Consider the following 13,643-nt stretch of genomic DNA (forward strand, 5'->3'; position numbering starts at 1 on the left):
TCGGCGGGTGGATCAGCGGACGGACAGCCTCCGCCGGCGAGCCCGCGTGGAACCGGCCATGATCAGGGCAGCGCCGAGGCCGATGATCAAGGTCAGGGCGATGCCCGCCAGGAAGATCGCGAGGCTGTTCAAGGTGACGATGTGGTTGCCGAGAACCGTCACACCGTAATCCGGCCCACCGGAGAGGTTGGCGGCGATCAGCAGGCCGATAAAGGCCCCGGTCGCGGCAAGGAGAAGAAGCCCCAGAACCACCATGGTGTCCGCCCTTCTACGACATCACACCTTCCACTGTGGCACCGGACCGGTCCGCGGTCGCGGTCGCGGTCGAGAGGAATGTCGAGGAATGTTGAGAAATATCAAGAGGAATGTCGAGAGGAATGTCGAGGCGAACGGGGTGCAGCCGGTCGGCCGGCCGGCGTCCCGACCCGCACCCCGCATTCTGCGGACAACTCCGTTCTGCGGAGAACTCCGTTCGGCGACGAAACACCGTTCGGCTCTGGACGGTAACCGCTCGGCCACGCAGGGCGGCCGGCCTGTGCGCGCCGGTTGTGTGCGGTGGCCGCCGGGTAAGCGGTTAATGGGAGATGAGACGGATTATGAGCGAGAAAGCGCGAGCATCCTCCGCGTCTTCCTCAGCGGCGGATGTGGTGCTCCATCCCGTTGAGACGGTGCGGACGACCGTGGGGAATGTGCCCGGCGCCCACACCGCCAAAGAAATGTTCGACACCGTCCTGGACACGGTTGGCGTCGTCTCCCCGCGCTCCCGCCGTATCGCGGCATACGCGGGCGTCGGGATGCTGGGCGCGGCGGGCGGGGGCGAGTGGCCGGTGGCGGCCGCGGGTGCCGCGGTGGTCTGGCTGACGCAGTCGCGTCCGACACGTGCCGGCGAGACCGATGCGTCGAAGACGGCTGCCGGCACGGCTGCGGGGGTCACCCGTCGGTCCGCGTCGACCTCTTCGTCCAAGTCGACGTCTTCGTCCAAGCGGCGTGCGACGGCCAAGCCGCGTACCGCGAAGAAGGCCACGGCGGCCAAGCCGAAGGCAGCCAAGCCAAAGGCGGTCAAGCCCAAGGCGGCCAAGCCGACGGCGGGCAACAAGCCAAAGACGGCCAAGTCGAGGAAGGCCACGGCGTCGACGGTTTCGACGACCCGTGGGTCTTCGACGACCCGTGGGTGAGGGGGATCCGGCGCTTCCACGAAGGTGAGAGATGGTCCTGCGCTTGCTACGCCGACTTCCCGCCGCCGGGTTGAACCTGGCACGGTGGTCGCCGGTGGACACGGCCCGCCAGGCAGTCCCGACCGCCGGTGCCGCCGTACGACTGGCGGCCGGTGTGGCGAACGCGGGCGTGCGCGCCACCGCACGGGGCGCGGTGGCGGTGTCGGGGGCGGCGGGCCGGGTCGGGCGGGTCGGTCTGAACGCGATGGCTCCCGGCCAGGGTTACTGGCGTGCCGGGTCCCGGATGCAGCTCCCGTTGCGCCCCCGTTCGGGCGCCACGGTGCGCAGCGTGGAGGCGGCGGCCAGGCGGGTGGCTGCCGGACTTGTGCAGCGTCCGGATGTGCTGGCCGCCTACTGGGACGGCGGGCTGGCCCGGTTGGTGGTGCAGATGACGGAGGATGCCGTCATCGACCGGGTGGTGGACCGCGCGACCGAACTGGCCGGCCGGCAGCGTCTGGAGCGGCCGGACGAGGATGTGCTGGAGCCCGCGCACCCGGGGCACACGGGGGGCATACGTTCCGGGGCGCTCGCCGTGGCCTGCGACGCGGTGGGGATCGGCGCCGCGGTCGCCGCACGGACCGTGCGCGTGAAGAGCACACCGCATCTGGTGACTGCCGGGGTCACCCTGCTCCGTGAGGACCCGCGGGTACGGGAGGCGCTGCGGCGTCGTCTGGGCCGCTCGGCCACCGATCTGGTGCTGGCCGCCGCCAACGCGGCTGCCAACGGCATCGGGCAGTCACCGACCACCCTGGTGCTGGACGCCCTGCTGCGGGCCGGTCAGCTCACCGAGGCCGTCGCCCGGGCCGCCGCGTTCGACGCCGCGCACGATACGGTCTGCGCGCCGGAGCGGCTGAGCCTGGCCGGCCGCAAGGTCGCTCGCCCGGCGATCCACCGCTACCCGGGCGAGGAGTACCGGGACCAGGCGGTCACCGGAACCCTGCTCGGCGCCGCCGGCGCCCTCCTGTTCACCCGCGATGTCCACGAGGCGGCCGAGGCACTGCTGGCCGGGAACCCGAGGGCCGCCCGCTACGGTCCGGCCGCCTTCACCGCGAGCCTGTGCACCGAGCTGGCCTGCGAAGGCGTACTCGTCCGCAACCCGGACCGCCTCAGGCAGCTGGAACTCATCGACACGGTGGTCCTCCATCCCGAGGCGCTGCGCAGCACCCGGCGCACGGTCCTGGACGCCCATCCGAACGTGGCCGAGTGGGACCACGACCGTCTGTGGCAGGCGGCTGCCGCCGCCCTTCAGCCCGGTGAGGAGGCCGAGGAGCCCACGGTCGCCCTGCGTCCGGTACCCGACCAGGGAGAGTCGGCGGCCGGGTTGATGATCGCGTCGGAGCAGGGCCGGGACATCGGTACCGTCCTGGTCGGCTGGGAGATCGACCCGCTGGCCGAGGCCGCGTTGGACGCGGCCCGCCGGGCCGGTCTGTACGTCGTGGTGCAGGACGACGGCTCGCTCGGTGACTTCGGGGCGCTCGCGGACGAACGCGTCGGCGGGGAAACGCCGTTGGCCGATGTGGTCGGCGAGCTCCAGCGCCACGGCCGGGTGGTCCTGACGGTGGCCCACGTCCCGCGCGGCCGGGCCGCGACCGAGCAGCAGCTGAATGCCGAGAGCCGGGATGTGCTGGCCGGTCTGCTGCGCAGCGACATCGCCGTCTCCCTCACCGATGACCGCAGTGCGGTGGTGTGGGGTGCGGACGTCCTGCTGCTGCACGGGCTGGAAGGTGCCTGGCGGATGCTGGCGGCCGTGCCCGCCGCGCGGACCGTCGGCGGGCACGCCAAGATCTTCGCCGAGTCGGGCGCCGCGCTCGCCGGGCTGCTGGTGGTGACCCGCGGAGCCCGCTCGAAACGCATCACCTTCCCGCTGGCCTTCCGGATCAGCCCGGTGAACGCCGCGGCTGCCGCCTCCCTGGTCTCGGGCTGGCGCGCCGCGCTACAGGTGAGCACCAACCGCGCGCCGCACCCGCCGCCCCGGGTGCCCTGGCACGCACTCCAGCCGCAGGAGGTACTGGCGCGGCTGCGGGCCCGCGCCCGGGCCGCGGAACCGAGCGCGCTCGCGAACCTCCGCGAGACCGTCGACAAGGTCGCGCAGCTCCCGGTCTTCGCCTCCGTGCGCCTGGCGGCCCGCCTGGCCGCCGCCGTCCGTGCCGAACTCCACGATCCGCTCACCCCGTTGCTGCTCGTCGGCGCGACCGCGTCCGCCCTGCTGGGCGCGTTGGTCGACGGGCTGATGGTGGTCGGCGCGTTGAGCGTGAACGCCCTGGTGGGCGGGGTTCAACGGGTGCGCGCCGAGTATGCGCTCGCCGGTCTCAAGCTGGGGCAGCGGCAGAAGGCCCGCCATGTCGTCGACCTGGACGCGGAGGAATCCCGGTTCGTGGACGCGCGGCGGCTGGCGCCGGGGGAAGCGATCGAGTTCTACACCGGCGACGTCGTACCGGCCGACGGGCGGCTGTTCGAGGCCGAGGACCTGGAGGTGGACGAGTCCTCGCTGACCGGCGAGTCGCTGCCGACCGGCAAGCAGGTGGACGCCACCCCGCAGGCGGCGGTGGCCGACCGCCACTGCATGGTCTTCGAAGGCACCACCGTGGTCGCCGGCCACGGCCGGGCCGTCGTGGTGGGCACCGGCGACCAGACCGAGGCGGGCCGGGCGGCGCATCTCGCCGCGCGCACCCAGCCGGCGCCCGGTGTCCAGGCCCGGCTGCACGAACTGACCGGCCAGATGCTTCCGTTCACGCTGCTGGGCGGCGCCGCCGTGACCGGTCTGTCGCTGCTGCGCGGCCGACCCGTACGGGAGGCGGTCCGCGGCGGACTGGCCGTCGCGGTGGCCGCCGTTCCCGAGGGCCTGCCGCTGGTGGCGACCGTCGCGCAGTTGGCCGCGACCCGCCGGCTCAGCCGGATCGGCATCCTGGTCCGCACCCCGCGCGCCCTGGAGGCGCTCGGCCGGATGGACACCGTCTGCTTCGACAAGACCGGCACCCTGACCGAGAACCGCCTGCACGTGGTCCGCGTCGTCACCGCGGACGGCACCGAACACCCGGCCGACGCCCCCGAGGCGACACCGCTGCTGCGGGCCGCCGCGCTGACCTGCCGCACCGCCGACCACGAGGTGGGCATCCACGCCCACTCCACCGACGAGGCGATCCTCGCCGCGGTCCCGCCCGGGTCGCCGTGGACATCCGTCGAGGTCCAGCCGTTCGAGGCCAGCCGGGGCTACGCCGCGGCCGTCGGAGCCGACGCGGACGACGCCCTCGTGCTGATGGTGAAGGGTGCGCCCGAAGTCGTGCTGCCCGGCTGCGAGGACGCCCCCGACGACGGCCCCGCGCAGTCCCTGGCCGCCGACGGCCTGCGGGTACTGGCGGTCGCCGCCCGCCGGCTGACGGACGCCGACGACCCCGCCCGGGTACTCGGCCAGCCTCCGGGAGACCTCGACCTGCTCGGCTTCGTCGCCCTGGCCGACACCCCACGCCCGAGCTCCGCACCTCTGGTGCGCGATCTCCGCCAGGCCGGTGTGCGGCCGGTCATGCTCACCGGTGACCACCCGCGGACGGCCGGCGCGGTCGCCGTCGAACTCGGCTGGCCCACGGACGTATCGGTCGTCACAGGCGATGAGCTCGCCGCCGAGGACCGCGCCGGCCGGGCCCGCCTGCTGCGCGACTGCGGCGTGGTGGCCCGCGTCGCTCCGGAGCAGAAGCTTCAGGTGATCGAGGCGCTTCGGGAAGCCGGGCGGGTGGTCGCCATGGTCGGCGACGGCGCCAACGACGCCGCGGCCATCCGGGCCGCGGATGTCGGGATCGGCGTCGCGGTCCACGGATCGGCGGCAGCCCGGAACGCGGCGGACCTGGTGATCACCAGCGATGACCTGTCGACGCTGACCGCCGCCGTCGCCGAGGGCCGGGCACTGTGGCGCAGCGTGGCGGACGCGATCAGCGTGCTGATCGGCGGCAACGCCGGAGAGATCGGCTTCTCCGTGCTCGGAACCCTGCTGTCCGGCGCCTCGCCCCTGTCCACCCGGCAGATCCTGCTGGTCAACCTGCTCACCGATATGTTCCCGGCGATGGCGGTCTCGGTCACACCACGGGACGAGACCGCCCACGACGGCCCGGACGACGAGGCGGACCGGGCAGACGGCACGCCCGTCGGCGTCGCGGCCCTGGGCACTCCGCTGACCCATCAGATCCGTGAGCGCGGCATCGTCACCGCGCTCGGCGCGAGCACCGCCTGGCTGATCGGCACACTCACCCCCGGCTCCGCGCGACGGACCAGCACGATGGCGCTGTGCGGCGTGGTCGGAGCCCAGCTCACCCAGACGGTGACCGGGCGGTGGCACAGCCCGCTGGTGCTCCTGACGGCCCTCGGCTCGGCGGCCGTGCTGGTCGCCCTGATCGAGACGCCACTGGTCAGCGGCTTCTTCGGCTGCCGGCCACTCGGCCCGGTGGCCTGGGCCGGCGTCGCCACCGCGATGTGCGTCGCCATGCTGGGCCCGCGGTGGGTACCGGCGATCGAGGACCTCGTCCGGCGCATCGAGAACCTCATCCGGCGGTGGGAAGCGAGCTCGTGAGGAACCGGGCGGATCGCACGCCGCGTGCGAAGCCGCGGCCGACGTTCACCATCCGCCGACGACGACGATCACGATCCGCGGCGCCGGCGGCACGCCTCGTCCCGTGCCGGTCACCGCTTCTCGGACAGCCACTCGGCCAGCACGGCGGCCTGGCTGTGATCCACGTCCTTGGTGGCGGTCAGCAGCGTGAGCTTGTCGTGCGCGGCGAGGTCGCGCAGATGCGTGGCGGCCTGCCGGTGCCCGGCATCGCGCAGTTCGGCCAGGTAGCGGCGGCGGAACTCGGTGAAACGGCTGGGCTCGTGGCCGTACCACTTCCGCAGATCGGTCGAGGGCGCCACATCGCGCAGCCACTCGTCCAGGTGCGCCTCCTCCTTGCGCATCCCGCGCGGCCAGACGCGGTCGACGAGCACCCGCTTGCCGTCCCGGGAGGAGGTCTCTTCGTAGACTCGTCGGCAGGTGATCTGTTTGGCCATGAGGCACCTCCAGACCGATCGGTCAGCCCGACCACGGACGGTGGACGGCTGGCACCGTAACGACACCGGTGGGCGTGTCCAACTCGGCCATTTTATCGGCGACGGCCGGTGGGAGCCGGTCGGGAGCCGGCCACCGGGAGAGGAAGACGGCATGCACGGCGGGCGCCCGGAGGCACACGATTTTCCCGCGGCGACCGCTCCCCGGGCGGGTACGGTGCGGGATCTGGACGCGGCGGTGGCGACCTGCCGGGCCTGCCCGCGGCTGGTCGCCTGGCGGGAGGAGGCCGGCCGGACCAAACGCAGGGCGTTTCGGGACTGGGACTACTGGGCGCGTCCGGTGCCCGGCTTCGGACCACCGGACGCACCCCTCGCGATCATCGGGCTGGCGCCGGCCGCCCACGGCGGCAACCGCACCGGGCGCATCTTCACCGGCGACCCGTCCGGCGACGCCCTCTACCGCGCCCTGTACGACATCGGGCTGGCCTCCCGGCCGACCGCCACCCACCGGGACGACGGGCAGGAGCTGTACGGGGTGCGGATCACCGTTCCGGTGCACTGCGCACCGCCCGCCAACCGGCCCACCACCACCGAACGCGACACCTGCCGCCCCTGGCTCGCCCGCGAGCTGGAGCTGCTGCGCCCGACCCTGCGGGCGATGGTGGTCCTCGGCGCGTTCGCCTGGCAGGCGTTGCTGCCCGTACTGGCCGGCGCCGGATGGCGGCTGCCCCGACCGCGCCCCGCCTTCGGACACGGTGCCGAGGCGCTGATCGTCGATCCGCGGGACGAGCGGGAGGTGTGCCTGATCGGCGGCTACCACCCCAGCCAGCGCAACATGTTCACCCGCACCCTCACCCCCGCCATGCTCCGCGACGTGCTGCGCCGGGGTGCCGAGGTCGCCGGGCTGCCGACGGGCAGCTGAGCACGCCGCCGAGGAGCCAGAGCCGGCGCTGCTCAGACCGCGGCGGCCTTCGGGCTGCGTTGCGTAGGACTGCCGGGCACCGGCTCGGAGGCGTCGGCACCGAGGGCCACGATGCGGTTCCCCGCGTCGACGTGCACGACCTTCGGCCGCAGCGTACGGGCCTCCGCGTCGTCCACCTGCGCATAGCTGATCAGGATGACCAGATCGCCGGGATGGACCAGGTGCGCGGCGGCTCCGTTGATGCCGATGACGCCCGAGCCCCGCTCGCCCTCGATGACGTACGTCTCCAGGCGGGCACCGTTGTCGATGTCGACGATGTGGACCAGCTCGCCGGGCAGCAGGTCGGCGGCCTCCATCAGCGCGGCGTCGATGGTGACCGACCCGACGTAGTGCAGATCGGCCTCGGTCACGGTGGCCCGGTGGATCTTGGACTTGAACATCGTGCGCAGCACAGCGTCACACTCCTGCCGAAGAAGGGTCGCGCCCTCGCCACGAGGTGCGCGCCGGACCAGCCATGCTAGCCGCGCCGTCCTGGACCGTCACGGGTGCTCTGCGGCGTCACCGTCCTGCCGGGCCATACCCCGCCGGGCAGGCTCGGCACTCACCGGACCGGAGACGAGCACCGGCCGCGGACGGGAGGCCCGTCCGCGGCCGGTGCCGGCCTGCGGCGATGGTGCGGATCGACGGCGGCGCGGCCGGCGTCACCGCCTCGCCTTGTAGCCCACGACCGTCATCATCCCCGACTCCGAGTGGTAGACGTTGTGGCAGTGCAGCATCCACAGCCCCGGGTTGTCGGCGTCGAAATCGACCGAGACCTCCTTGTCCGGCAGGACGATCGTGGTGTCCTTGCGGGGACCGCCGTCGGGGAGCGCGAAGGTGTGCCCGTGCAGATGCATCGGGTGCCACATCGCCGTCTTGTTGTGGAAGGTGATCCGTACCCGCTCCCTTTCGCGTACGGGATAGCGCTGCGAATCCGTGTACGGCTTCCCGTTGATCGCCCAGTCCCAGTCGTCCATGGAGCCGGTGAGATCCATCTTGATGGTGCGGTCGGGGGCGCGGTTCGAGAGCCGTACCGATTCGTCGCACTTGAACTTGTCCGCGCTCAGCCCCCCGCTCCGCAGCTCCGTCGGGCGGATCTTCTCGTTGGGCGCATCGCCGACGCCGGTCCGCAGAAGGGCCTGTGCGGTCTTGTTGTTGCTGCCTGCGGAGAGCGCGGTGAGTGGGAAGACGCCGTCCTTCGCGGTGACCAGGACGTCGAAGCGCTCGCCCATGGCGATCAGCAGGCTGTCGGTCTCCTTGTGCTGCACCGGCCAGCCGTCGATGTGCGTCACGGTCATGTTGTGACCGCCGAGCGCGACCCGGTAGGCGGTGTCGGCAGCCGCGTTGATGAGGCGGATCCGGATGCGCTGGCCGGGCTTGGCGCGGAAGGTCTCCCGGTCCCTGGCCACCCGGCCGTTCATGATGTGGAACGGATGGTCCACGCTGTCCGAGGGGTCGTCGGCCAGCGGGTGCATGGCGTGTCTGCGCGCCCGGGACACGGCGGAAGCCGCCGCCCGACCGCCCCGCATCTGCGTCTCGCTGTGGCCCATGGACCCGCCGCCGGGCTTCTTCTTGTTCAGTTCGGCCAGCACCGCGTCCGGAGTCACTCCGTCGACCCCGTCGAGCCAGTCGTCGATCAGGACGATCCACTCGTGGTCGTACGAAAGGGGCTCGCGGGGGTCCTCGATGATCAACGGCGCGTACAGCCCGCGGTCCAGCTGCACGCCGACGTGCGGATGGATCCAGTGGGTACCGGGTGTGGTGGCCGTGAAGAGGTAGTCGTAGGTGGCGCCGGGCTTCACGGCGCGCTGGGTGATGTCAGGGGAGCCGTCCATGTCGTTGCGGATCTGCACCCCGTGCCAGTGGACGGTGGTGGATTGCGGGAGGCGGTTGTGGACGGTCACGGCGATCTTGTCGCCCGCGTTGGCCCGGAGCGGTTTGCCGGGCAGCAGGCCGTCGTACGCCCAGGTGCTGACGACCGTGCCGCCCATGTCGAAGTCGCTCTCGGCGGCGGTCAGCGAGAAGCGGCGCACGGGGCCCGCCCCCCGGTGGCTCTCCCTCGCCATGACCTCCGGACCGTTCGGGGAGACGTAACCGGACGGGGCCTGGTGGCCGTGGGTGCCGTGCGAGCCGGGGTCGGGCGGGGGAGGCGTGCCGTGGGAGCGGGGCCTGCCGTTCTTGGCGTCCAGGGCGATGGCCCCGGTGGAGGCCAGCAACCCACTGCCGGCGGCGGCGATACCTGCGCCGAGCAGGGCGCGTCTGGAGTGCGTACGCATAGGAAAGGCACCTCGTGGCGATCGTGTCGGTGTGATGGGGGGTCGGTGAGGGGCACTGCCGGGGGCGTCGGCGACTAGGCGCGCTCCTCCACGCGCGGCACCAACAATCGGGCGAGGGCGTCCGGCGCGGCAGCGGACGTATCGGCCGACGGCCGTACGGCCGGTGGGCGGGGCGGACGTCCGCCGGGCCGGACGTCCGGCGGACGGAGCGCGGGCCGGTACCGGGGAGGCGGCGGAGAGCCGGCGTACGGAAGGAGGGCTCGGCCGTACGGACCGAGGCGGGGTCCATGGCGCCGCCGTCGGTGTCCGAGGCCGATCGGCCGGCTTGCTGGTGCACCGTCATGTCGTCATGATCGGACGCTTCTTGGCACACCGTCATGCCGAGATGCGCCATCCGGGCCGACGCCCCGTGCACCCCACCCCGAACGGCGTCGGCCTCCAGGGGCCCGGGCCGTCCGGCAGGCCCGGTTCCGGCAGGCCGCTGCTCCCGGCTTCGCATCGCTGCCGACGTGCCGGGTGGTGCTCCTGGGTCGATGGCCTGTTCGACGTGGGTTCGCTTGTCGCCCACTGCGTCGACGCTCTCGACGCTCTCGGCGATCCGGGCTCGGGTGCCGCGGTGGGGGAGTGCGGTGGGTTCGGCCGCGCCGCCCGGGATCGACTGGGGCGCGGAAGCGGACCGGGGTGGCGTTCGCGACGGTGCGCTCGCGATGGCGACCCATCTTGCCCTGTCGACCCCGGGTCCGGGACCGCCGCAGGTGAGCGGGCGTCCGCATGCTCTCCACCGGGTGTCGTGCACCCGTTCGGGGTGGCTGTCGGCACATCAGTTTGAATCAACTCCCCTTGAAAGCAGGGGAGTTGAACGCTTGTGCAACTTCTGTTTTTCGTACACGAGTACATACCGATGGTATATGCAGTAGGCCCACCCGACGGTCTTGAAAGGGCTATGCTCCCTGTTGCGCAGCGAGTTGTGGCGACTACGGCTAGTCGTCGCCTGCTGCTGCGGTGCCGCCGACTGCACGAAGGTTCGGGCGTCCTGGGACCCGGCTTCCATGTGGGCGGAACACCACCGCGACCGCGCCCGCGGCAAGCGCCGCGCGTGTGATCCGGTGGCTGTCGAGCCTGTTCACGCGGCCCCGCGCGATGGTGTGTACCCACACACACCGGACAGTCGCTCCGTCCCTTCATCACGCCCTTAGGATGCCGATGGCTCGTGCTGGCTCGTCACCCGGAGGCTGGCGGTCCACGTCAACCTCCTTGTGGATACTCCCTCCCGCCCTGGTTGGCGCCTGTACCGCCGCCGCCCTGTCACTGGCGTCGTCGAGCGCCATCGCACCGGTTGCCCTGTGCGGCGCCGCATCGGCCGCGACCGTGGCCGTCGTCGCCGGAGAGGCGGTGCGCAGGGGGCGCACGATCTCCGAACTGCGCAGGCAGCATGCCGAACAAGAAGCGCAGCTACGTCAATACCTGGTCGACCAGGAGATCGAGACGGTACGGCTCGCCAAGGAGTTGCTGCCGGTCCTGGTCGCACGGCTCCAACGAGGCGAGTTCGGCGAGGAGGTGCTGCGCGACGTCGACTACGACTCCAGGGTCAGCCCCGAGTTCGCCGCCGCCCACGAGGCCGTGCTGCGCTCGGTGGTCGAAGCGGTGGAGGCGGAGGAAGGGCTGCGCGACTCGGCGCAGCGGGCCTTCGTCAACATCGCGCGCCGCGTCCAGGCCATTGTCCACCAACAGGCCCAGGATCTACGGGAGATGGAGGACAAACACGGACAACTACCGGACGTCTTCGGCGACTTGCTCCACCTCGACCACGCCACCGCGCTCGTCGGACGCCTCGCCGACAGCATCGCCGTACTCGGCGGGGCCCGGCCGGGGCGCCAATGGCAGCAGACCGTACCGCTGTTCAACGTGCTGCGCGGCGCGATGTCGCGGATCATCGACTACCAGCGGGTCGACCTCCACTCGGTGGCCGAGATCGCCATCGTCGGGCCCGCGGTCGAGCCGCTGATCCACGCCCTGGCCGAGCTGCTCGACAACGCCACCCGATACTCGCCGCCGCAGACCCGGGTCCACCTCACGGCGACCGAGGTGCAGTCCGGCATCGCGGTCGAGATCGAGGACGCCGGGGTCGGCCTCACCAACGAAGCACGCCAACGTGCCGAGCGGGTACTGGCGCAGGCGTCGGCCGGCCTGGACCTCGACGACCTGGGGGAAACCCCGCGGCTCGGCCTGGCGGTCGTCGGCCGCCTCGCCCAGGCCAACAACTTCTCCGTCTCGCTCCGCCCGTCCGCGTACGGCGGTGTGCGGGCGGTCCTGACGGTTCCTCAGGAAGCGACCACCGCGACTCCCACCCCCGGCGGGCAGATCGCCCGCGCGGCCACCCTGCCGCCGCCCAGGCCGCGGATCAGGCCGCTGGCCACGCCCCGGCCCCGGGACATCGAGGAGGCGGAAGCGGCGACGGCACCCGCGACCGATGTCAACGGCCTGCCGCAGCGCCGGCGGAGGCGCATCGCGGGTGCTCCGATGCCGCCCCGGACCCGATCGGCTCCGGCGGATCCCGGACGCGCGTCCGGGGGCCCGACGCCGGCCGAACCCCCCGCCCAGCCGGGGATGTGGCTGGCCGCCTTCCAGCAGGCAGTTTCCGGGGAGGCGCCGTCGGGCGGCCACGACCGCCCGAACAGTGACGAGTCGCCAGGAAAGGATGAATGAGCACGTGACGCAGCAGCGGCTCAATATGGACTGGATGCTCAAAGACCTGGCGTCCAGCGTTCCGTTCACCCGCCACGTCGTGGTGTTGTCCTCGGACGGCCTGTGCATGGCCAAGTACGGAACCGACACGGACACCGCCGACCGCCTGGCCGCGGCCTGCGCTGGTCTCCAGAGCCTGTCGGGGGCCGTGGCGGCCGAGTTCCCGGACGGTGACGGGACCATGAGACTCGTCGTGATCGAGGTCGGCGGGGGCTTCTTCTACCTGATGGCGGCCGGCGCCAGAGCCTATCTCGCGGTGCTGGCCGACGACGGGGTGGACGCCGGCCTGATGGGGCAGCGCATGCGGGACCTGGTGGCGCGGATCGGTCAGCACCTCACCAGTCCGCCGCGTGCCGACGGGCAGGTCACATGAGCGACGGCCCCCAACACGAAGGGCGAAAAGACTGGGAGGAAGGCGGCCCCGAGCGGCTCTACGTCGTCACGGCGGGCCGGAGCCGCCCCGCCGAGCAGGCGGCCCTGGACCTGGTCACGCTGATCGTGTCCCGCGACGCGCCCACCTCGGGCATGCAACCCGAGCACGCCGCGATCATACGCATGTGCAACTACCCGCTGTCGGTTGCCGAGATCTCCGCCTACCTGCACCTGCCGGCCAGCACGGTGACGGTGCTCCTGGCGGATCTGCTCGACGGCGGACACGTCGAGGCCCGGGCCCCGATCCCGGCCGCAGCCTTGCCCGATATCGAACTTCTGGAGGCGGTGATGCATGGACTGCAACGTCTCTGAGGCCCTCGCAGGGCCCCGGATCGAGGACCAGTTGCCCGCCTCGGCCGCTGCCGCGGTCAAGGTGGTGATCGTCGGAGGCTTCGGGGTCGGCAAGACCACGATGGTCGGCTCGGTGAGCGAGATCCGGCCATTGACCACCGAGGAGATGATGACCAAGGCCGGGGCCGACGTGGACGACATCGCCGGGGTGGAACGCAAGACCGCGACCACGGTGGCGATGGACTTCGGCCGGATCAGCCTCAACGAACAACTCGTCTTGTACCTGTTCGGCACCCCCGGCCAGGAGCGCTTCTGGTTCCTGTGGAACGGGCTCTTCGAAGGCGCGCTGGGCGCCGTCGTCCTGGTCGACACCCGCCGGCTGGAGGTCAGCTTCGACGTCATCGGCCGCCTGGAGGACCGCGGGGTCCCCTTCGTCGTCGCGATGAACGCGTTCCCCGACGCCCCGGTCTACCCCATCTCGGACCTCCGCGCCGCACTGGACCTCCCCGAGACCGTCCCCATCTTCGACTGCGACGCCCGCCACCGCGCTTCGTGCCGTGACGCCCTGCTGACGCTCATGCGCTACCTGCATTCCCTCACCACCGCAACCCCGGAGCCACAGTGACGCCCCCTTCCCCCGACACCTCCCACCACGACTCGACACTCGCCCCTCCGCCGGGCTGCCCCGCCCATGCC

General features: G+C 72.1%; 11 protein-coding genes. 6 read left to right on the forward strand and 5 right to left on the reverse strand.

The annotated features are described in order from the left end of the window. Positions 1-12: 12 nt before the first annotated feature. Both RZ84_RS31325 and RZ84_RS39365 read right to left on the reverse strand, forming a co-directional pair. Positions 13-255: a hypothetical protein gene (locus tag RZ84_RS31325; protein ID WP_043267725.1), complete on the reverse strand. Its 243-nt coding sequence runs from the start codon at positions 253-255 to the stop codon at positions 13-15. A 319-nt stretch (positions 256-574) separates the two neighbouring features. Continuing rightward, positions 575-1,195, reverse strand: a complete 621-nt coding sequence (locus RZ84_RS39365) for a hypothetical protein (protein WP_052230294.1) — start codon at positions 1,193-1,195, stop codon at positions 575-577. Between the two features lie 11 nt (positions 1,196-1,206). Between RZ84_RS39365 and RZ84_RS31335 the strand changes: the two genes are divergently transcribed. Next, entirely contained in the window at positions 1,207-5,772 is a 4,566-nt protein-coding gene (locus RZ84_RS31335; RefSeq protein ID WP_043267731.1) for a cation-translocating P-type ATPase, read from the forward strand. Between the two features lie 110 nt (positions 5,773-5,882). Here the strand turns inward: RZ84_RS31335 and RZ84_RS31340 are convergent, their stop codons facing one another. Next, positions 5,883-6,245 carry a DUF488 domain-containing protein gene (locus RZ84_RS31340; RefSeq protein ID WP_043267733.1) on the reverse strand — a complete coding sequence of 121 codons (363 nt, stop codon included), beginning with the start codon at positions 6,243-6,245 and terminating at the stop codon, positions 5,883-5,885. Positions 6,246-6,396: 151 nt separating this feature from the next. On the opposite strand from RZ84_RS31340, the gene RZ84_RS31345 reads away from it, so the two are divergent. After that, the gene (locus RZ84_RS31345) at positions 6,397-7,164 is read left to right on the forward strand and encodes a uracil-DNA glycosylase (RefSeq protein ID WP_043267735.1); all 768 of its coding nucleotides are present in this window, start codon (positions 6,397-6,399) and stop codon (positions 7,162-7,164) included. Between the two features lie 32 nt (positions 7,165-7,196). Here the strand turns inward: RZ84_RS31345 and panD are convergent, their stop codons facing one another. Then, positions 7,197-7,616: an aspartate 1-decarboxylase gene (gene panD / locus RZ84_RS31350; RefSeq protein WP_043267737.1), complete on the reverse strand. Its 420-nt coding sequence runs from the start codon at positions 7,614-7,616 to the stop codon at positions 7,197-7,199. Positions 7,617-7,865: 249 nt separating this feature from the next. After that, on the reverse strand, positions 7,866-9,479 hold the full coding sequence (locus tag RZ84_RS31355) for a multicopper oxidase family protein (protein WP_043267739.1): 1,614 nt from the start codon (positions 9,477-9,479) through the stop codon (positions 7,866-7,868). A 1,203-nt stretch (positions 9,480-10,682) separates the two neighbouring features. Here RZ84_RS31355 and RZ84_RS31365 point away from each other — a divergent pair. The 4 genes from RZ84_RS31365 to RZ84_RS31380 are packed head-to-tail and all read left to right on the forward strand — an operon-like array spanning position 10,683 to position 13,572. Continuing rightward, complete coding sequence (locus tag RZ84_RS31365; RefSeq protein ID WP_198540086.1) at positions 10,683-12,185, forward strand: sensor histidine kinase; 1,503 nt, start codon at positions 10,683-10,685, stop codon at positions 12,183-12,185. 4 nt (positions 12,186-12,189) lie between these two features. Further along, positions 12,190-12,597 (forward strand): roadblock/LC7 domain-containing protein, encoded by a 408-nt coding sequence (locus RZ84_RS31370; protein WP_043267748.1) that lies wholly within the window; start codon positions 12,190-12,192, stop codon positions 12,595-12,597. Beyond that, the gene (locus RZ84_RS31375) at positions 12,594-12,968 is read left to right on the forward strand and encodes a DUF742 domain-containing protein (protein WP_043267750.1); all 375 of its coding nucleotides are present in this window, start codon (positions 12,594-12,596) and stop codon (positions 12,966-12,968) included. The genes RZ84_RS31370 and RZ84_RS31375 overlap by 4 nt, the downstream gene beginning before the upstream one ends. Then, entirely contained in the window at positions 12,949-13,572 is a 624-nt protein-coding gene (locus RZ84_RS31380) for a GTP-binding protein (RefSeq protein ID WP_043267752.1), read from the forward strand. Before RZ84_RS31375 ends, RZ84_RS31380 begins: the two co-directional genes overlap by 20 nt. Positions 13,573-13,643: the final 71 nt, after the last annotated feature.

It is taken from the genome of Streptomyces sp. CT34, from assembly GCF_000805335.1.
Taxonomy (GTDB): domain Bacteria; phylum Actinomycetota; class Actinomycetes; order Streptomycetales; family Streptomycetaceae; genus Streptomyces.

Excerpts from the sequence above, each read along its gene's own strand:
- RZ84_RS31345 (WP_043267735.1), top strand. The coding sequence starts at position 6,397 with ATGCACGGCGGGCGCCCGGAGGCACACGATTTTCCCGCGGCGACCGCT.
- RZ84_RS31365 (WP_198540086.1), top strand. The coding sequence starts at position 10,683 with ATGGCTCGTGCTGGCTCGTCACCCGGAGGCTGGCGGTCCACGTCAACC.
- RZ84_RS31340 (WP_043267733.1), bottom strand. The coding sequence starts at position 6,245 with ATGGCCAAACAGATCACCTGCCGACGAGTCTACGAAGAGACCTCCTCC.
- RZ84_RS31335 (WP_043267731.1), top strand. The coding sequence starts at position 1,207 with ATGGTCCTGCGCTTGCTACGCCGACTTCCCGCCGCCGGGTTGAACCTG.
- RZ84_RS31325 (WP_043267725.1), bottom strand. The coding sequence starts at position 255 with ATGGTGGTTCTGGGGCTTCTTCTCCTTGCCGCGACCGGGGCCTTTATC.
- RZ84_RS31380 (WP_043267752.1), top strand. The coding sequence starts at position 12,949 with ATGGACTGCAACGTCTCTGAGGCCCTCGCAGGGCCCCGGATCGAGGAC.
- RZ84_RS31355 (WP_043267739.1), bottom strand. The coding sequence starts at position 9,479 with ATGCGTACGCACTCCAGACGCGCCCTGCTCGGCGCAGGTATCGCCGCC.
- RZ84_RS31375 (WP_043267750.1), top strand. The coding sequence starts at position 12,594 with ATGAGCGACGGCCCCCAACACGAAGGGCGAAAAGACTGGGAGGAAGGC.